Genomic DNA, 19,004 nt, shown 5'->3' with positions numbered 1-19,004 from the left:
CCCTCAGGCCTTGGCGGATTGGATGGCTTCCCAGACGCGCGCGGGCGAGGCCGGCATGTCGAAGTCCTTGACGCCCAGCGGCGCCAGCGCATCCAGCACGGCGTTGATCACGGCCGGTGGTGAGCCGATGGCCCCCGCCTCGCCGCAGCCCTTCGTTCCGAGCGGGTTGTGCGTGCACGGCGTGCACACGGTGTCGAGCTTGAACAGCGGGAAGTCGTCCGCGCGCGGCATGGCGTAGTCCATGAACGAGCCCGTCAGCAGCTGGCCGGTGTTCTCGTCGTAGACGCAGTTCTCCATCAGCGCCTGGCCGATGCCCTGCACGATGCCGCCGTGCACCTGGCCCTCCACGATCATCGGGTTGATGATGGTGCCGAAGTCGTCCACCGCGCTGAAGCGGTCCACGCGCACCACGCCGGTGGCCGGGTCGACCTCCACCTCGCAGATGTAGGTGCCGGCCGGGAAGGTGAAGTTGGTCGGGTCGTAGAAGGCGGTCTCGTTGAGGCCCGGTTCCAGCTTGTCGAGCGGGTAGTTGTGCGGCACGTAGGCCGTCAGCGCCACCTGGCCGAACGGGATCTTCTTGTCGGTGCCCTTGACCGTGAACTCGCCGTTGGCGAACTCGATGTCGGCATCAGAAGCTTCCATCAGGTGCGCGGCGATCTTCTTGGCCTTGGTCTCGATCTTGTCCAGCGCCTTCATGATGGCCGCGCCGCCGACCGAGATCGAGCGCGAGCCGTAGGTGCCCATGCCGAAGGGCACGCGGCCGGTGTCGCCGTGCACCACGTCCACGTTCTCCACCGGAATGCCCAGGCGCGCCGCCACCACCTGCGCGAAGGTGGTCTCGTGGCCCTGGCCATGGCTGTGCGAGCCGGTGAACACCGTGACGCTGCCCGTGGGGTGCACGCGCACTTCGCCGCATTCGAACAGGCCGGCGCGCGCGCCCAGTGCACCCGCGATGTTGGACGGCGCGATGCCGCAGGCCTCGATGTAGCTGCTGTAGCCGATGCCGCGTTTCAGGCCCTTGGCCTCGCTGGCCTGGCGCCGCGCGTCGAAGCCGGCCACGTCGGCCAGCGTCTGCGCCTTGGTCATGCACTGCAGGTAGTCGCCCACGTCGTACTGCAGCGCCACCGGCGTCTGGTAGGGCCACTGGTTGATGAAGTTGCGCTTGCGGATCTCGTCCTGGCCCAGCCCCATGTCCCAGCCGCAGCGGCTGACCAGGCGTTCGAGCAGGTAGGTGGCCTCGGGCCGGCCGGCGCCGCGGTAGGCGTCGACCGGCGCGGTGTTGGTGAACCAGGCATCGACCTCCACGTAGATCTGCGGGCAGGTGTACTGGCCGGCCAGCAGCGTGGCGTACAGGATGGTGGGCACGGCCGTGGAGAAGGTCGACAGGTAGGCGCCCAGGTTGGCGTCGGTGTGCACGCGCATGGCCAGGAACTTGCCATCCTTGTCCATCGCCATCTCGGCGTGGCTCACATGGTCGCGGCCGTGCGCGTCGGACAGGAAGGCCTCGCTGCGGTCGGCCGTCCACTTGATGCTGCAGTTGAGCTGCTTGGCGGCCCAGGTCAGGCACACGTCCTCGGCGTACAGGAAGATCTTGGAGCCGAAGCCGCCGCCGACGTCGGGCGCGATCACGCGCACCTTGTGCTCGGGCAGGCCCAGCACGAAGGCCGTCATGAGCAGGCGCTCGACGTGCGGGTTCTGGTTGGCCACGTACAGCGTGTATTCGTCGCTGGCGCGGTTGTAGCTGCCGATGGCCGCGCGCGGCTCCATCGCGTTGGGCACCAGCCGGTTGTTGGTCAGATCGAGCCTGGTGACGTGCGCGGCGTTGGCGAACGCGGCGTCGACCTGGCCCTTGTCGCCGATGGCCCACTTGTAGCAGTGGTTGTCGGGTGCGGCCTCGTGCAGCGCCGGGCCCTTGGCCGCGTCGGCCATCTTCATGACGGCGGGCAGCACGTCGTAGTCGACCTCCACCGCCTCGGCCGCGTTCTTGGCCTGCTCCAGCGTGGCCGCCACCACCATCGCCACATGGTCGCCCACGTAGCGCACCTTGCCCTGGGCCAGGATGGGGTGCGGCGGCTCCTTCATGGGCTGGCCATCGGTCGATGTGATGAGCCAGCCGCAGGGCAGCCCGCCCATCTTTCCTTCCACGTCCTTGCCCGTGAAGATGCGCACCACGCCGGGCATGGCCGAGGCCTTGGTGGTGTCGATGCGCGCGATCGTGGCGTGCGCGTGCGGCGAGCGCACGAACACGGCCTGGCTCTCGTGTGCCAGGTGGATGTCGTCGGTGTAGTTGCCTGCACCGGTCAGGAAGCGGTAGTCCTCCTTGCGCTGGAGGGCCTCGCCGATGTGCGGCAGCTTGGCGAAGTCGGGGGCGCCCATGGTGTGCCTCTCTTCCCGATTCTTCAGGCCGTGGCGGCCATGTTGGCCTTGCCCAGCGCCACGGCCTTGACGATGTTCTGGTAGCCGGTACAGCGGCAGATGTTGCCTTCCAGCAGCTCGCGGATCTCGGTCTCGTCGGCCTCGGGATGGTGGGTGCACAGGTCGACCGCACTCATCACCATGCCGGTGGTGCAGAAGCCGCATTGCAGGCCGTGGCATTCCTTGAACGCGGCCTGCATCGGGTGCAGCGTGCCGTCTTCCTTGGCCAGGCCTTCGATGGTGGTGATCTCGGCACCGGCCACCTGCGCGGCCAGCACGTTGCAGGACTTCACCGCGCGGCCGTTCAGGATCACGGTGCAGGCGCCGCACTGGGCGGTGTCGCAGCCGACGTGCGTGCCGGTCAGGTGAAGGTGTTCTCGGATCGTCTGGACCAGCAGGGTGTTGGGCGGCACGTCCACCGAAACCTGCTTGCCGTTGACCGTCAGTTGTACCTGCATAGGATGTTTCTCCATCTGTGGGGTGTGGGGTCCGCACGCATTGTTGGGAGGCACCACGGTACAACACCTAGGCGAAACCCTTGGACACGCGCGCCCGCCGAACATATTCTCAAAATGAAACAGCCGCACAATGCGCGCGCCGCCACCAAGACCATGCTGCAGTCGTCACCGCCTCCCCTGCCCGACCGCACCGAGCCGATCCGGCGCGCGCGCGAACAGGTGCTGGGCGAGCGCGTGCCCGCCCTGCAGGGCTTGGTGGCGCCGTGGATCGAACGCTCCTGGCAGCGCTGCCTGGCGGCCGGCCACCGGCCCGAGCAGGCGCTGGACTTCGACGCCGTCTCGCCCGTGCAGGCGCGTGCGGCCGCCGAGCACAACCGCCGGCTCGTGGCCGCGGCGCGGCCGGTGCTGGAGCGCGTGGCGCAGGCCCTGGCGCACACGCGCTACTTCGCGCTGCTGACCAACGCCCAGGGCGTGGTGGTCGACGCGCATGGCGCCATCGACCGCAGTGACCGCCGCGCTGTGTTGATCACGCGCATCGGCACCGACCTGTCCGAGCAGCGCGTGGGCACCACGGCGATCGGCGCCGCCTTGTTCGAGCAGCAGCCGGTCTGGCTGCACCGCGCCGAGCACTTCTTCGCCGACACGGGCGCCTACAGCTGCGCCGGTGCGCCCGTGCGCGGGGCCGATGGGCAACTCGCGGGCATGCTGGACCTGACCGGCATCGACGTGGCCGAACGGCCCGAGCTGCAGCACCTGGCGGCGCAGGCCGCCTGCAGCATCGACAACGCGCTGGCGCTGGCCGTGCCCCATGCGCTGGCGCTGCGGCTGAGCTGGCCCGGCGCCCTGCCCGGCGGCGACAGTGACGGCCTGCTCGGCCTGGACGGCGACGGCCTGGTGGTGGCCGCCAACCCGGCGGCGCGCGCCATGCTGGCGCTGGCGCCGCACAACGCCGCGGTGCACGCCGATGCACTGTTCGCCATGCCCCACGCCAGCCTGTTCGACGCCGCACTGCATGGGGGGCCGTTCGACGTGCCGCTGTGGTCCGGCCTGCGGCTGTGGGCGCAGGCGCACGCGGCCGACCGGCGCGATGCGGGCGAGGCCCCGCTGCCGCTCAAGACGGTCGAGGATGCGCTGATCCGCCAGGCCGTGGATGCGGCGCGCGGCAACGTGGCGCTGGCTGCGCGCCGGCTGGGCATCAGCCGCGCGACGGTGTACCGCAAGCTCGGCCGGCGCTGAGCCGGCGCTCCGGCGCACGGCCGGCGAATCTCAGGAATCCTGGGACTTACCCTCAAGTCGCCCAGATTCTGGCCTAGTCGTCATACCATCAGGCCACAACACAAGCCCATACCGGGCTGCTGGAGGAGACATCCACGATGCTGAAGAAACTGCTGTCGCTGGCGGCACTGGTCTGTGCCTCGGGCCTGGCGCAGGCCCAGAGCTACCCGTTCACGCTGCTCTCGACCGTGCGCGAGGCCAATCCGCGTGTCGTGGCGGTGGCCATCGATGTCGGGCGTGATCTGCCCTTGCAGTGGCGGCTGGAAAACGCCTTCCAGGTCAACGCCGAACTGCTCCCCGTGAAGACCTATGCCGGCGAGCTGATCGCCAACAGCGCGGTGGCCAAGGCGCCGCGCACCGTCACCAAGGCCTACACCAGCGCCAAGCCGGAGATCGGCAGCGCCAGCCAGGGCCGCTACGTGATCGTGGAGATGGACCCGGACGACCTCAACGCGTCGTCGTGGTACGCCGGCTTCAACCCCGGCATCCGCCAGATGATTCCGTACCAGGACAAGATGGTCTACGAGGTGCGGCTGCAGCACGACCTGAACTTCTTCGCGCCGAATGCCTCGGCCAAGCAGCCGGGCTCCACGGTCGAACTGCTGAAGGCCGGCGCGACCTTCCAGCAGGCCGGCAGCAAGATGCTGGTCGCCGACGACTTCGTGCAGGGCGTGTTCGAGATGCCCGCCAACCCTCTCACCAAGTCGCTGGGCTACAACTTCTACAAGCCTGCCGAGCTGCCGGCCGGCGCCAAGATTCCGCTGGTGCTGTTCCTGCACGGCTCTGGCCAGAGCCATGACTACGCGCACTTTCCGACGGACTTCCGGGCCGACGTGAAGTCGCCGCTGCAGGCCAACCAGGGGGGCGTGGCCTGGGTCAGCCGCGCACCCGAGAGGAGCTTCGTCCTCGTGCCCCAGGCACCCGCGCGCGACACGCTCGATGCCAACGGCGAAGGCGGCAGGCGCGGCACCGACACGATGAAGCTGCTGCTGGCGCTGGTCGACAAGGTCATCGCCGAGAACCCTGCCATCGACACCGACCGGCTGTACCTGACCGGCCTGTCGATGGGCGGCATGGGCTCGTGGAAGATCATCACCGACGCCAACCCCGCCATCTCGCGCAAGTTCGCCGCGGCGGCGATCTTCAACGGCGTGCCCAAGAGCATCTTCGCCCCCGTGGCCAACGAAACGCCGGCCCAGAAGGAGGCCCGCCTCGTCGCCGAGCTGCAGGCGGTGGACTACCGCCACGTGGCCATCCCGGTGTGGCTGGGCCACACCGACACCGACCCGGTGGTCAGCCGGCTCGGCTCGCGCGTGCCCTTCAGCGCGCTGACGGGCAAGGCCCAGGTCGACGCCACGGGCCGGCTAACACCTGCGGCCGGTGCCATGACGCGCAGCACGCCGCTGGTGCGCAACTACCTGGCGGCCAACCAGCACAGCGGCACCGAGGTGCACTACACCGAGTACCAGTACGGCAACGGCGACAACTTCCGCGAACTCGGCATGGTCACGCGCAACGGCCACTTCTCGTGGGAGGCCTCGTACAAGGACCAGGACATGATCGACTGGATGTTCCGCCAGGTGCGCAAGGCGCGCTGAAACACCACCCCGTTTTGCAACAGGAGACACGATGACGACGACGATTGCCCTGCTCGGAGCAGGCGGAAAAATGGGCGTGCGGCTGGCCAGGAATCTGCAAGGCTCGCGCTTTGCGGTGCGCCATGTGGAGGTGGGCGAGACCGGCCGCCAACGGCTGCGCGATGAAGCCGGCATCGAATGCGTGGAGCAGGCCGCGGCGCTGGACGGCGCGCAGGTCGTCATCCTCGCCGTGCCCGACACGCTGATCGGCAAGATCGCCCATGCCATCGCGCCGCAGCTGGCGCCCGGCACCATGGTGATGCTGCTCGATGCCGCGGCGCCGTTCGCGGGCCACCTGCCCGAGCGGGCCGACCTGGCGTACTTCGTGGCCCATCCCTGCCACCCGCCGATCTTCAGCGCCGAGCTGCGCAAGGACGGCCTGCCCGACTTCTTCGGCGGCGGCCACGCGCCGCAGTCGGTCGTCAGCGCGCTGATGCAGGGAACGCCGGCCGACTTCGACCTCGGCGAAGAGATCGCCAGGACCATCTACGCGCCCATCCTGCGCTCGTACCGCGTGACGGTGGAGCAGATGGCGCTGCTGGAGCCCGGCCTGTCGGAAACCGTCTGCGCCACGCTGCTGGACGTGATGCGCGAGGCCATGGACGAGGTGGTCGGCCGCGGCGTGCCGGCCGATGCGGCGCGCGACTTCCTGCTCGGCCACATGACCATCCTGTCGGCCGTGATCTTCAAGGAGATCCCGGGCCAGTTCTCCGACGCCTGCAACAAGGCCATCACCTTCGGCAAGCCGCGGCTCATGCGCGAGGACTGGAAGGGCGTGTTCGAACGCGACGAGATCGCCGAGAGCATCCGGCGCATCACCTGACGGCCACAGTCCACAACGAAAACCAAGGAGACACCGCATGCCCCAGATCAACCCCGCTCTCACGCTCGCCCGCACCGGCATCGCCGCCACCCTGGCCCTGCTCGCCGTCGGCGCCTCGGCCCAGACCGTGCTCAAGATCGGCTACACGCCGGCCAAGGATTCGCACTACTGGGTCGGCTCGACCACCTTCTGCGCCGAGATCGAGAAGAACACCCAGGCGCGCTACAAGTGCCAGCAGTTCCCGAGCTCGGCCCTGGGCGGCGAGCGCGAGCAGATCGAGGCCGTGCAGCTCGGCACGCAGGACGCGGTGATCACCTCGACCGGCCCGGTCGGAAACTTCGTGCCCGAGATCAAGGTGGTCGACATCCCCTTCCTGTTCCGCGACTACGACCATGCGCGCAAGGTGTTCGACGGCCCGATCGGCCAGGAGCTGCTGACCAAGTTCCCGGCCAAGGGCCTGGTGGCGCTGACCTGGACCGAGAACGGCTTTCGCCACATGACCAACAGCAAGCGCGCCATCGTCAAGCCCGAAGACGCCAAGGGCCTGAAGGTACGCACCATGGAGAACAAGGTGCACATGGACGGCTACCGCACCTTTGGCATTCTGCCCACGCCGATGGCCTTCCCCGAGGTGTTCGGCGCGCTGCAGCAGGGCACGGTCGACGGCCAGGAGAACCCGATCCCGGTCATCATCAGCTCCAAGTTCTGGCAGGTTCAGAAGTACGCCTCGCTGACGGGCCATGTCTACTCGCCCGCCCTGCTGCTGGTCTCCACCAGGCTGTGGGGCAAGCTGTCTGACGCCGACAAGAAGGTGTTCCTCGACGCGGCCAAGGTCGGCACCGCGGCCCAGCGCAAGAAGGTCGACGAGGACGATGCCAACGGCGTCGCGCTGATGGAGAAGGAAGGCATGCAGGTGGTGCGCAACGTCGACAAGACCGCCTTCCAGGAAGCGCTGAAGCCCGCCTACGCCGCCTACGCCAAGGAGTTCGGCGCCGAGAACATCAAGAAGATCCAGGACGTCCGGTAGCAGCATGGCGGCCCGCTTCGAATCGGCCGATGGCCGCATCCACGCCAGCTACTGGCTGGAGACCGGCGATGACCCGCAGCGCGCCGCCGAGGTCATCGCCGGCGAGCAGTCCAGCGGCACCTTCACGGCCGTGCCGGGCGAGACGCCCGCGCTCAAGGCGCGCTCCGGTGCGCGCGTGGAGCAGCTGGAGGTGATCGACCACAGCGACCGCCCCAGCCTGCCCGGCGGCATGGTGTCGGCGCGCTACACGCGCTGCCGGCTCACGCTGTCGTGGCCGCTGGAGAACCTGGGGCCCTCGCTGCCCAACCTGGCGTCCACCGTGGCCGGCAACCTGTTCGAGCTGCGCCAGGTGTCGGGGCTGCGGCTGCTGGACCTGCGCCTGCCGGCGGCCTTTGCGGCCGCTGCGCCAGGACCGGCCTTCGGCATCGTTGGCACGCGCCAACTGGCCGGCGTTGCGCATGGCCCGCTGATCGGCACCATCGTCAAGCCCAGCGTGGGCCTGTCGCCGGCGCAGACGGCCGACACGGTGCGGCTGCTGGTGGAAGGCGGCATCGACTTCGTCAAGGACGACGAACTGCAGGCCGACGGCCCGCACTGCCCGTTCGACGAACGCGCGCGCGCCGTGATGCAGGTGGTCAACGACGCGGCCCAGCGCAGCGGCCGCAAGGCCATGGTGGCCTTCAACATCACGGGCGACCTGGACGAGATGCGCGCGCGCCACGACCTGGTGCTCGCACTCGGCGGCACCTGCGTGATGGTCTGCCTCAACTCCATCGGCATCGCCGGCCTGCTGGCCTTGCGCAAGCACGCGCAGCTGCCGATCCACGCGCACCGTGCCGGCTGGGGCTACCTGTCGCGCAGCCCGGCCCTGGGCTGGGACTACGCGCCCTGGCAGCTGCTCTGGCGCCTGGCCGGTGCCGACCACCTGCACGTGAACGGCCTGGCCAACAAGTTCAGCGAGCCGGACGAGAGCGTCATCGCCGCTGCGCGGGCGGTGCTGGCGCCGGCCTTTACCGACCATCCCATGGCCGCCATGCCCGTGTTCAGCTCCGGCCAGACCGGGCTGCAGGCCGCGCCCACGCACGCGGCCGTGGGCGGCTGCGACCTGATCCACGCCGCCGGCGGCGGCATCCTGGGCCACCCGGGCGGCATCGGCGCGGGCGTGGCCGCGATGCGCCAGGCCTGGGACGCCGCGCAGGCTGGCGTGCCGCTGGCCGAACACGCGCGGCAGCACACCGCGCTGCAGGCCGCGCTGGGATTCTGGTGATGGCCGAACCCCTGCCCACCGAACTCCCCGATGGCCTGCTGCTGGCCTACTACGGCGACGACTTCACCGGCTCAACCGACGTGCTGGAGGCCTTCACGGCCGCCGGCGTGCCGACCGTGCTGTTCCTGCAGACGCCGGATGCGGCGGCTCTGGCGCGCTTTCCGCACGCGCGCTGCGTGGGCCTGGCCGGGCAGTCGCGCGGCCGCGACCCGGCCTGGATGCAGGCCCATCTGCGCCCGGCCCTGCGGGCGCTGGCCGGGCTCGGCGCGCCGCTGCTGCAGTACAAGGTCTGCTCCACCTTCGACTCCTCGCCCACCACGGGCTCGATCGGCTGCGCCATCGACATCGGCGTGCCGCTGATGCCTGGCAACTGGTCGCCCATGGTGGTGGGCGCACCGCGCCTGGGCCGCTACCAGGCGTTCGGCAACCTGTTCGCCGTGGCCGACGGCCAGGGCTGGCGGCTGGACCGGCACCCGACCATGTCGCGCCACCCGGTGACGCCCATGGCCGAGGCCGATCTGCGCCGCCACCTGGGCGCGCAAACCGGGCGCGCACGCGCGCTGGTGGACTTCACGCAGCTCAAGGCCGGGCGCGGTGCGCACGCGCTGGCACAGTGCCTGGACGGTGCGGGCGAACCGCCCATCGTGCTGGTCGACGTGCTGGACGACGACACGCTGCGCGAGGCCGGCCGTCTGGCCTGGGAGCAGCGCGGCGCGGGCGTGTTCACAGCCTCTTCATCCGGCCTGCAGTACGCGCTGGCGGCCTGGTGGCGCTCCCAAGGCCAGCTGCCTGCCCCAGTGCCGCTCCCGCCCGCCGCCCCGGCCGGCCGCATGGCCGCCGTCAGCGGCAGCTGCTCGCCGGTCACGGCGCGGCAGATCGACCAGGCCGAGGCCGATGGCTTTGCACTGCTGCGGCTCGACCTGGCGCGCGCGCTCGGCCCCGATGCGCAGGCCGAAGTCGCACGCGTGCTCGCCGCGGCCTGCGCCGCTCTTGAGCAGGGGGCCAGCCCGCTGATCTACACCGCACGCGGCCCTGACGATCCGGCGGTGCACGCCTTCGACGCCACCGCTGCCAGCGCAGGCCTGTCGCGCGCGCAGGCCGGCCAGCGCACCGGCGAAGTGCTGGCCGCCACCATGCGCGCGCTGCTCGACCGCGTGCCTGCGCTGCGCCGCATCGCGGTGGCCGGCGGCGACAGCTCGGGCGAGGTGGCCGCCGCGCTCGGCATCACGGCGCTCACGGTCGCCGCGGGCCTGGCACCGGGCGCGCCGCTGTGCCGCGCATGGTCGGCCGATGCACGGCGCGACGGCCTGGAGATCGTGCTCAAGGGCGGACAGATGGGCGCGGCCGGCTTCTTCGCCAGCGTGCGCGACGGAACCGCTGCACAGCCCACCGGATAATGTGCCGGCCCAGCCCACCCACCGCGCCCCACCCTGCCCGTCCGCGCCTTACGCATGAGCTCTACCGGCCCGATCCTCAAACGCAAGCTCTACCAGGAGGTCGTCGAGCGCCTGATGGCACGCATCGAGGGCGGCGAGATCCGCCCGGGCGACCAGCTGCCGCCCGAGCGCGAGCTGATGGACTTCTACGGCGTCGGCCGGCCCGCCGTGCGCGAGGCGCTGCAGGCGATGGAGCGCTCGGGCATCGTGGAGATCTCGCACGGCGAGCGCGCCCGCGTGGTGGTGCCCACGGCCGACGACCTGATCCGCCAGATCGGCAGCGGCGCACGCCACCTGCTCAGCATGCAGCCCGACACGCTGGAGCACATGAAGGACGCGCGCGTGTTCCTCGAAGCCGGCACCGCGCGCATGGCGGCCGAGCGCGCCACGCGCGAGGATGTGCAGGCCTTGCAGCAGCGCATCGCCGAGCACAGGGATTCACTGGCGGACCTGGACCGTTTCCTGGACCGCGACATGGCCTTCCACCGCGAGATCGCGCGCATCGGCGGCAACCCGATCTTCCCGGCCATCGTCGAGGCCATCTTCCGCTGGGGCAGCGACTACTACCAGCCGCTGGTGCGCGCGCCCGGCGCGGAGCAGCTGACGCTGGCCGAGCACCAGCGCATCGTCGATGCGATCGCCGCGCACGATGGCGACGCGGCCGAGCAGGCCATGCGCGCCCATCTGCTGCGCTCCAACGCGATGTACCAGCGCATCGCGCAGCAGCAGGGCGCTGGCTGACTTCAGCGCAGGCGCCGGCAGATCGCGTCGGTCATCTCGGTGCAGCTGGCCTGGCCGCCCAGGTCGCGCGGCACCACGCGGCCTTCGGCCAGCACCGCCTCGACGGCCTGCTCGACACGGTCGGCGCCGGTCGACAGCGCCTGGTCGCCGTGCTGCTCGCCGAGCCAGCGCAGCATCAGCGCACCCGACAGGATGGTGGCGATGGGGCTGGCCAGGTTCTGCCCCGCGATGTCGGGCGCCGAGCCGTGCGCACCCTGGAACAGGCCATGGCGCTCGCCGAGTTCGGCCGAGGCCGCGATGCCCAGGCCGCCCACGGTGCCTGCGCCCAGGTCGGAAATGATGTCGCCGAACATGTTCTCGGCCACGATCACGTCGTAGAAATCGGGCTTCTTGAGCATGTGCACGGTGATCGCGTCGGCATAGGCGTAGTCGATCTCCACGTCGGGGTAGCCGGCCGCCACCTCGTCGCAGACGGCACGGAAGAACGCATAGCTGCGCAGGATGTTGGCCTTGTCGCAGACCGTCACGCGGCGCTTGCCGTCGCGCGGCGCGCCCTTGCGCCGGCGCGCCAGGTCGAACGAAAACCTGGCCACGCGCTCCGTGCCCTTGCGCGTGATGACGAGCTGGTCGGTCGCCACCTCGCCGCGCAGGTTGACGCCCGCGCCGCGGCTGGCATAGAGCCCTTCGGTGTTCTCGCGCACGATCACGTAGTCGATCTGGCCTGGCTTGAAGCCCGACAGCGGCGACTGCGCGCCCGCATACAGCCGGATCGGCCGCACGTTGGCGAACAGGTCGAGCTTGAAGCGCAGCTGCAGGTGCAGGTCGTTGCCGACCTCGGTGCCATCGGGATAGGTCACGCCCGGCAGGCCGGCCGCGCCGTGCAGCATGGCGTGCATGGTGCTGCAGGCGGCGAAGGTGTCGTCCGGCAGCACGGCGCCGGTGCGCTGGTAGTGCAAGGCGCCGCCGTCGAGCTGGGCAAAGTTCAGCAGGCCGGTGCCGCAGGCCTCGGCCAGCACGGTGACCGCCGCCTGGCAGACCTCCGGGCCGATGCCGTCGCCTTCGATGGTCGCGATGTCGTAGCTGCGCATGGCTGTCGGGTCTCCTTGGTCTGTGGCCGGCGAATATGCCAGACAATCCCGCGCCGCAGGCCCCCCATACCACCCCGGCCACCCCGCCACCACGCAAGGACAACGGCATGAAACAGAAGATCGGCATGATCGGCATCGGCCTCATGGGCCACGGCATCGCGCGCAACATCGCCAGGCACGGCTACCCGCTCACCGTGCTCGAGCACGCCGGCAACCAGCCGCTGGACGAACTGAAGGCGGCCGGCGTCACCACGCAGACGAGCGCCAGGGACGTGGCCGCCGCGTCCGAGGTGGTGGTCCTGTGCGTGACCGGCACGCCCCAGGTCGAGGCCGTGCTGCTGGGCGCGGGCGGCGTGCTGGAGGGGCTCCAGCCCGGCACCGTGGTGATCGACTGCTCCACGGCGGTGCCCACCTCCACCGAGCGCGTGGCCCAGGCCGTGCAGGCCGCGGGCGGCCGCTTCCTGGACACGCCGATGACGCGCACGCCCAAGGAGGCGCACGAGGGCCGGCTGAACCTGCTGGTCGGCGGCGACGCCGCACTGTTCGCCGAATGCCGGCCGCTGCTGGCCTGCTTCGCCGAGAACATCACGCACGCCGGCCCGATCGGCGCCGGCCACCGCATGAAGCTGCTGCACAACTACGTATCGCTGGGCTTCGTCACGCTGCTGGCCGAGGCCGCGGCCTGCGCGCAGCGCGCGGGCGTCGCGCCCGAGGTCTTCGTCGACGTGCTGGCCAAGGGCGGCGGCGGCGGCGCGGCGCTGGAACGGCTCAAGCCCTTCCTGCTCGCGCAGGACACCTCGGGCCTGCGCTTCTCGATGTCCAACGCGCTGAAGGACCTGGGCTACTACACGCAGATGGCCGAGGACGGCGGCGCGCCGCGCGACGTGGCCCAGGGCGTGCGCCAGACACTGGACGCGGCCGTGCAGGCGGGCAACGGCGAGCGGCTGCTGCCCGAACTCGTGGCGCTGCTGGCGGCGCGCTGAATTGCCGGCGCCGGCGCTGTCGCCGGGCGTATAGATAATGCGCCGTACGCCCGCGCCGCCGGGTTCCGCCCGCCCCCTCCCATTTCAGGAACCACGCCTTGAACAAGATCCTCGCCGCTGCATTGCTGGTCGCGGCCAGCACCCTGGCCCATGCCGAAACCTCCCCCGCCAAGAAGGAACTCATCAACAAGGTGCTGCAGTTGCAGCGCCCGATCGTGGAGACCCAGGTGCGCGGCCTGGCCGAGCGACCGGCCGTGGCGATCATGCAGTCGGTCAACGCGGTGATCCAGCAGCGCGTGCCGCTGGAAAAGCGCGAGGCGCTGATCCGCGATGTCCAGGCCGACGTGCGCAAGTTCGTGGACGACAGCACCCCGATCCTGCGCGAGGGCGCGGTGCGCCTGCTGCCGGCCACCACCGGTGCCGTGCTGGAGGCCAAGTTCTCCGAGGCCGAACTCAAGCAGCTGATCGGCGTGCTGGAATCGCCGGCCTTCCGCAAGTACCAGCAGTCCAACGATGAAATGTTCCGCCCGCTGGCCGAGAAGCTCGGCCCCGAGGTGCGCGGCGACATGGAGCCCAAGCTCAAGGCGCTGGAGGCGACCATCCGCAAGAAGCTCGATGCCGCCATCGCCACGCCCGAGCCGGCCGCGGCACCTGCCGCCAAGCCCTGAGCCTCACAGCGCGCAGGTCCTGAACCCGACGAAGCGCCAGTCGTTGTCGGGCAGCGCGAAACCGCGCAGGCCACGGTCGTGCAGCCGCGCACGCGTGGCAAAGGAGGCGCCGCGCAGCACCCGTGCGCGCCCCATCCAGGGCTGGCTCAGCTCGGCCCAGGGGCCGGGCGTGAAACCGGGCCAGGGCTGGAGCGTGCCGGCCATCCATTCGTGCACCATGCCCCAGTCGAAGCCGCGCCGCGCCGCGGTGTGCGCGGCGCAATCCCATTCGGCCTCGGCAGGCAGGCGCCGCCCGGCCCAGCGGCACCAGGCATCGGCTTCCCACCAGCTCACGTGCGTGGCGCTGTGCTCGGCGGCCATGCGCACCGGCCGTCCGAAACGCTGCTGCAGCACGGCGCCGCTGGCCACGCCGATCTGCTCCACGTAGCGCGGCCCGCGCCGGCCATCGTCCAGGGCCTGCTCGCGCTCCAGCCAGGCCCAGCCTTCCGGCCGCCACAGGTCGGCACGGTCGTAGCCGCCATCGTCCACGAACTCCACGAACTGGGCCCAGCTGACCGGCTGCGCATCGATCTCGAACTCCGGAACCTCCACCGCATGCGCCCATTGCTCGTTGTCGAGCACGAGGCCCGTCGGCATGGCGCCGAGCTGCCAGCGCGTGGCCGGCACCAGCAGCGGCGCGGCCGGCCGGCGCGGTTCGCGCGCCAGCAGCGGCACCGGCACGCCCAGGCGCTGCGCCTGCACCAGGATGTCCTCGCCGCGCTGGTCCTCGTGCAGCACGGCCAGGCGGAAGAAGTACAGGCCGGCGTCGTCCTCGGGCGCCTTCTCGAGCAACTCGAGCGTGCTCTCCAGCTGCTCCAGCAGGTAGGCCCGCGTGGTGGCGGCGTCGGGGCCCTGTTCCGCACCGCTGCCCCACCACAGCTCGGCCCGCGCCTCGATGGAGGCCAGGCGCACCGGCCGCGGCGGACACGCCGGCCCCTGGTGGCGCTGCGGATTGCGGCCGATCCAGCTCTCGGCGAACCAGCCCGCATGGCCGGCCAGCCAGAGCGGGTCGCCCGCCCTGCCGGCCATGCCCGCGCCGTGGCGCTCGCACAGGTCCAGGAGATGCAGCGTGTGGTTGCGCGCGTCCATCAGGGCCAGCGACAGGGCCTCGCGGCCGGCGCGGCGAAAGGCGGGCGTGTCCACGGACGCGGACAGCGTGGTGGCGGAGGGCGTTGGCATGGGCCATTATGGGCACGGCGGCCCTGCGCGCCGTGCCGCTGGCATGCCCGTCCATCAGGGTAGACCCTGCAAATGGGACGGGTATCATCGCGCGCTTCCGCCACGAACGGACGACGCCCCCAGCGTCCGGCGTGCTGCCGCGCCCACCGGTGCGGCCGCCCAACTTCTTCGATCCGGAGACGACTCTTGTCTGCACTTCTCAAGTTCGCGCTGGCCGTGGACGGGCTCAGCCGCATGATCGGCCGCATCGCGGCCATCGCCGTGCTGGCCGCCGCGCTGATCTCCGCCGGCAATGCCTTCATCCGCTATGGGCTCGACATGAGCTCCAACGCGTGGCTCGAGATCCAGTGGTATCTCTTCGCCGCGACCGTGATGCTCGGCGCCCCCATCGTGCTGAGCCTGAACGAGCACGTGCGCGTGGACATCGTCTACGGCAAGCTCAAGGGCCACGGGCCGGTCTACGTGGACCTGTTCGGCCTGACGTTCTTCCTGCTGCCGGTCATGGGCCTGATGTTCTGGCTGACGGCTCCGTTCTTCTGGAACATGTACCAGACCGGCGAGATCTCCGGCAGCATCGGCGGCCTGATCCGCTGGCCGGCCGCCTTGCTGATGCCGCTGGGCTTCGGCGTGATGTTCCTGCAGGGCCTGGCCGAGATCATCAAGCGCCTCGCGCACCTGAGCGGCGCCAGGGTCATGGACACCCACTACGAGAAACCGCTGCAGTAAGCAGCGCGCGTCCGACCCTTCCCAGGAACCGTTCCCATGCACATGGAAAACTTCGCCCCGCTGATGTTCGCGGGCCTCGTGGTCATCATGCTGATCGGCTTTCCGGTCGCGTTCTCGCTGGCCGCGCTCGGCCTGTTCAGCGGCTTCATCGCCATCGAGATGGGCTGGTTCCCGGCCAACTTCATGGCCAACCTGCCGCTCAACGTGTTCGGCATCCTGTCCAACGAAACGCTGCTCGCGATTCCGTTCTTCACGCTGATGGGCGCGATATTGGAGAAGTGCGGGCTGGCCGAGGACATGCTGGACTCCATGGGCCAGCTGTTCGGCCCCGTGCGCGGCGGCCTGGGCTATTCGGTCATCATCGTCGGCTTCATCCTCGGCGCGATCACGGGCACCGTGGCCGGCCAGGTCATCGCCATGGCCATGATCTCGCTGCCGGTGATGATGCGCTACGGCTACGACACGCGCTACTCCACCGGCGTGCTGGCGGCCTCGGGCACGATCACCCAGCTGGTCCCGCCCTCGCTGGTGCTGATCGTCATGGCCGACCAGCTCGGCACCGACGTGGGCAGCATGTACAAGGGTGCTTGGGGTCCATCCATCCTGCAGGTGCTGATCTTCGCCGCCTACACCTTCCTGCTGGGCCGCATCGCGCCGCACAAGGTGCCGGGCCTGCCGGCCAGCGCACGCACCTTGAACGGCTGGGCGCTGTGGGGCAAGTGCCTGCGCGGCATCATCCCCTCGGCCATCCTGATCTTCGCGGTGCTGGGCTCGATGGGCGGCCTGCCCTTCATGGACCACGCCATCGCCACGCCGACCGAGGCCGGCGCCATGGGCGCCGTCGGTGCGCTGGTGCTCGCGCTGATCCACCGGCGCCTGAGCTGGCAGATGCTGTGGGAGGCCATGCAGGGCACCATGCGCCTCACTGCGATGGTGGTGTTCATCCTGATCGGCTCGCGTGTGTTCTCGCTGGTGTTCCAGGGCGTGGACGGGGCGATCTGGGTCGAGCACATGCTGTCGAGCCTGCCGGGTGGCCAGATCGGCTTCCTGATCGCGGTGAACGTCTTCGTGTTCTTCCTGGCGTTCTTCCTCGACTTCTTCGAGATCGCCTTCATCATCCTGCCGCTGCTGGGCCCCGTGGCGCACAAGCTGGGCATCGACATGGTCTGGTTCGGCGTGCTGCTGTGCGTGAACATGCAGACCTCGTTCATGCACCCGCCGTTCGGCTTCGCGCTGTTCTACCTGCGCGGCATCGCAGACACGCTGTTCAAGAACGGCACGCTCGCCAAGCGCATCGATTCGCGCGACATCTACATGGGCTCCATCCCCTGGGTCGGGCTGCAGCTGCTGCTGGTGGTCATCGTGATCTTCTTCCCGCAGACCGTCACCGTGTTCCTCGACAAGGAGGTGCAGGTGGACACCGACAAGATCCAGCTGGAGATGCCGGCCGACATGCAGGGCCCCGCCGAGGGCAATGTCGACATGGAGAACCCCTTCGGCAACAGCCCGGCGCCGGCCGAATCGGCACCGGCCGAAACCCCCACCAAGCCATGACCGAGCCCGGCGCGGCGCCTGCCGCGCAGGACAGCCCGGCGTTCCCGCGTGCCGCGCGCATGCTGGCCGTGGTCCTCGTGGCCGACCTCGTGCTGCTGGGCCTGTGGCAAGCCCCCAAGCTGTTGCAGGCGCAGTGGAACGCCACCGGCCTTGTGGTGTTCGCCGCGGCCGCCGCCATGGTGCTCTGGATGGGCACTTGGATCGTGCGCAGCCGCACGCGGCTGGCCGATGGCGAGCTGTCGCAGACCTGGGTCTGGACCAAGCGCGTGCGGGTGGGCGACGTGTCCTCGCTCAAGCTCGTGCACCTGCCCTGGCTCGAGCGCATCGTCGCGCCGCGCCTGCTGGTGCGCCGGCGCGGCGGCGGCGTGACCTGGTTCCACAGCGCCGATCCGCAGCTGCTGATCGCCTTCTCACTGCTGGTCGCCCAGCAGCACCTGCCGGCCCACAAATAAAAAGCCCGCCGGGCGGCGGGCTGGGTCCAGGCGGCAGAAGCTCAGAGCTTTTGCTGCTGCATGAAGCGGTCGAACAGGCCTTCGGCGAAGCGGAACCAGGCGTTCTGGTCGGCCAGGAATTTCTGGTAGTCGGGGTAGATCTTCTTCCACTCCGGGTTGTTGGCGTTCAGGTCGGCATAGATCTCCTGGGCCGACTTGAAGGCCGCATTCATGATCTCGTTGCTGAACGGACGCAGCAGCGTGCCGGTGCCCACCATCTGCTTGAGCGCGATGGGGTTGCGCGCGTCGTACTTGGCGGTCATGGTCACGTGGGCGTGCGAGGCCGCGGCCTCGACGGCGGCCTTGTACTCCGCGGGCAACGCATCCCAGGCCTTGTTGTTGATGTAGAAGTCCAGCTGCGGGCCGCCTTCCCACCAGCCGGGGTAGTAGTAGTACTTGGCGACCTTGTTGAAGCCCAGCTTCTGGTCGTCGTAGGGGCCGACCCACTCCAGCGCATCCAGCGTGCCTTTTTCCAGGGCCGGGTACAGGTCGGCGCCGGGGATGGACTGCGGCACCACGCCGAAGGGCTCGAGCACCTTGCCGGCGAACGGGTTGGTGCGGAACTTCAGGCCCTTGAGGTCGGCGACGGTCTTGATCTCCTTGCGGAACCAGCCACCCATCTGCGCGCCGGTGTTGCCGCCCGGCAGGTTGATGATGTTGTACTTGGCGTAGAACTCGCGCATGAGCTTCAGGCCATTGCCCTCGTACATCCAGGCGGTCATCTGGCGCGCGTTCATGCCGAAGGGCACGGCGCAGCCCAGGCAGAAGGTCGGGTCCTTGCCGTAGAAGTAGTACGGCGCGGTATGGGCCATTTCCACGGACGCGTTCTGCACGCCATCGACGACGCCGAAGGCCGGCATCAGTTCGCCACCGGCATGCACCGAGATCTGGAACTTGCCGCCCGTGATGTCGCTCACCTTCTTGGCGAACACCTCTGCCGTACCGAAGATGGTGTCCAGGGACTTGGGGAAGCTCGAGGCCAGGCGCCAGCGCACTGCCGCCTGGGCATGCACGGCCGGCGCGATGCCCGCGGCCAGCACACCGGCAATGCCTGCATTCTTGATGACGGAACGACGATCCATTGAAAAGCTCTCCGAAGAATCAGCAAAAGAAAAGCCCGTTTCCCTTTTGGAGAAACGGGGACACGCGGTCGGCGCCGATTGTAGAAAGCGGTTACAAGCCGCTTCTTGCGGGTTT

At 69.7% G+C, this 19,004-nt stretch carries 17 protein-coding genes; 12 read left to right on the top strand and 5 right to left on the bottom strand.

The window, feature by feature from the left end; genetic code table 11:
* Window positions 1-3: 3 nt before the first annotated feature.
* Together ASF44_RS29395 and ASF44_RS29390 are read right to left on the bottom strand one after the other, a co-directional pair.
* Complete coding sequence (locus ASF44_RS29395) at window positions 4-2,376, bottom strand: xanthine dehydrogenase family protein molybdopterin-binding subunit (protein WP_056902797.1); 2,373 nt, start codon at window positions 2,374-2,376, stop codon at window positions 4-6.
* 23 nt (window positions 2,377-2,399) lie between these two features.
* Window positions 2,400-2,873 carry a (2Fe-2S)-binding protein gene (locus tag ASF44_RS29390; protein ID WP_056902796.1) on the bottom strand — a complete coding sequence of 158 codons (474 nt, stop codon included), beginning with the start codon at window positions 2,871-2,873 and terminating at the stop codon, window positions 2,400-2,402.
* A 114-nt stretch (window positions 2,874-2,987) separates the two neighbouring features.
* Here ASF44_RS29390 and ASF44_RS29385 point away from each other — a divergent pair, with 114 nt between their 5' ends.
* The 7 genes from ASF44_RS29385 (at window position 2,988) to ASF44_RS29355 (ending at window position 11,079) form a co-directional block, all read left to right on the top strand.
* On the top strand, window positions 2,988-4,109 hold the full coding sequence (locus ASF44_RS29385) for a helix-turn-helix domain-containing protein (RefSeq protein ID WP_235579389.1): 1,122 nt from the start codon (window positions 2,988-2,990) through the stop codon (window positions 4,107-4,109).
* Between the two features lie 137 nt (window positions 4,110-4,246).
* Entirely contained in the window at window positions 4,247-5,746 is a 1,500-nt protein-coding gene (locus ASF44_RS29380; RefSeq protein ID WP_056902795.1) for a PHB depolymerase family esterase, read from the top strand.
* A 31-nt stretch (window positions 5,747-5,777) separates the two neighbouring features.
* Window positions 5,778-6,608 (top strand): phosphogluconate dehydrogenase C-terminal domain-containing protein, encoded by an 831-nt coding sequence (locus ASF44_RS29375; RefSeq protein ID WP_056902794.1) that lies wholly within the window; start codon window positions 5,778-5,780, stop codon window positions 6,606-6,608.
* Between the two features lie 37 nt (window positions 6,609-6,645).
* Window positions 6,646-7,635: a TRAP transporter substrate-binding protein gene (locus ASF44_RS29370; RefSeq protein WP_056902793.1), complete on the top strand. Its 990-nt coding sequence runs from the start codon at window positions 6,646-6,648 to the stop codon at window positions 7,633-7,635.
* Window positions 7,636-7,639: 4 nt separating this feature from the next.
* Entirely contained in the window at window positions 7,640-8,902 is a 1,263-nt protein-coding gene (locus tag ASF44_RS29365; RefSeq protein WP_056902792.1) for a ribulose-bisphosphate carboxylase large subunit family protein, read from the top strand.
* Complete coding sequence (gene oiaK / locus ASF44_RS29360) at window positions 8,902-10,299, top strand: 3-oxo-isoapionate kinase OiaK (protein ID WP_056902791.1); 1,398 nt, start codon at window positions 8,902-8,904, stop codon at window positions 10,297-10,299. The genes ASF44_RS29365 and oiaK overlap by 1 nt, the downstream gene beginning before the upstream one ends.
* Before the next feature lie 54 nt (window positions 10,300-10,353).
* The gene (locus ASF44_RS29355) at window positions 10,354-11,079 is read left to right on the top strand and encodes a transcriptional regulator NanR (RefSeq protein ID WP_082525126.1); all 726 of its coding nucleotides are present in this window, start codon (window positions 10,354-10,356) and stop codon (window positions 11,077-11,079) included.
* Between the two features lie 2 nt (window positions 11,080-11,081).
* Here the strand turns inward: ASF44_RS29355 and ASF44_RS29350 are convergent, their stop codons facing one another.
* Window positions 11,082-12,167, bottom strand: coding sequence for an isocitrate/isopropylmalate dehydrogenase family protein (locus tag ASF44_RS29350; RefSeq protein WP_056902790.1), 1,086 nt, complete (start codon window positions 12,165-12,167; stop codon window positions 11,082-11,084).
* A 107-nt stretch (window positions 12,168-12,274) separates the two neighbouring features.
* Between ASF44_RS29350 and ASF44_RS29345 the strand changes: the two genes are divergently transcribed.
* Entirely contained in the window at window positions 12,275-13,150 is an 876-nt protein-coding gene (locus ASF44_RS29345; RefSeq protein ID WP_056902789.1) for an NAD(P)-dependent oxidoreductase, read from the top strand.
* Window positions 13,151-13,248: 98 nt separating this feature from the next.
* The gene (locus ASF44_RS29340) at window positions 13,249-13,818 is read left to right on the top strand and encodes a hypothetical protein (RefSeq protein WP_056902788.1); all 570 of its coding nucleotides are present in this window, start codon (window positions 13,249-13,251) and stop codon (window positions 13,816-13,818) included.
* Between the two features lie 3 nt (window positions 13,819-13,821).
* On the opposite strand, the gene ASF44_RS29335 is transcribed toward ASF44_RS29340, so the two are convergent.
* Entirely contained in the window at window positions 13,822-15,036 is a 1,215-nt protein-coding gene (locus tag ASF44_RS29335) for an SUMF1/EgtB/PvdO family nonheme iron enzyme (protein WP_056902787.1), read from the bottom strand.
* 186 nt (window positions 15,037-15,222) lie between these two features.
* Between ASF44_RS29335 and ASF44_RS29330 the strand changes: the two genes are divergently transcribed.
* From ASF44_RS29330 to ASF44_RS29320, 3 genes are read left to right on the top strand one after another with little or no spacing between them, the layout of a single operon-like run.
* A complete protein-coding gene (locus tag ASF44_RS29330; RefSeq protein WP_056902786.1) occupies window positions 15,223-15,762 on the top strand; it encodes a TRAP transporter small permease subunit in 540 nt (179 codons plus the stop codon).
* Between the two features lie 36 nt (window positions 15,763-15,798).
* Window positions 15,799-17,316, top strand: a complete 1,518-nt coding sequence (locus ASF44_RS29325) for a TRAP transporter large permease subunit (RefSeq protein ID WP_056902785.1) — start codon at window positions 15,799-15,801, stop codon at window positions 17,314-17,316.
* Complete coding sequence (locus ASF44_RS29320; protein ID WP_056902784.1) at window positions 17,313-17,768, top strand: hypothetical protein; 456 nt, start codon at window positions 17,313-17,315, stop codon at window positions 17,766-17,768. The genes ASF44_RS29325 and ASF44_RS29320 overlap by 4 nt, the downstream gene beginning before the upstream one ends.
* Before the next feature lie 41 nt (window positions 17,769-17,809).
* Here the strand turns inward: ASF44_RS29320 and ASF44_RS29315 are convergent, their stop codons facing one another.
* Window positions 17,810-18,889, bottom strand: a complete 1,080-nt coding sequence (locus ASF44_RS29315) for a TRAP transporter substrate-binding protein (RefSeq protein ID WP_056902783.1) — start codon at window positions 18,887-18,889, stop codon at window positions 17,810-17,812.
* Between the last annotated feature and the right edge of the window lie 115 nt (window positions 18,890-19,004).

The sequence above is a fragment of the Pseudorhodoferax sp. Leaf274 genome, assembly GCF_001422445.1.
Taxonomy (GTDB): domain Bacteria; phylum Pseudomonadota; class Gammaproteobacteria; order Burkholderiales; family Burkholderiaceae_C; genus Pseudorhodoferax.
This window is presented reverse-complemented; position numbering and strand designations above follow the sequence as displayed.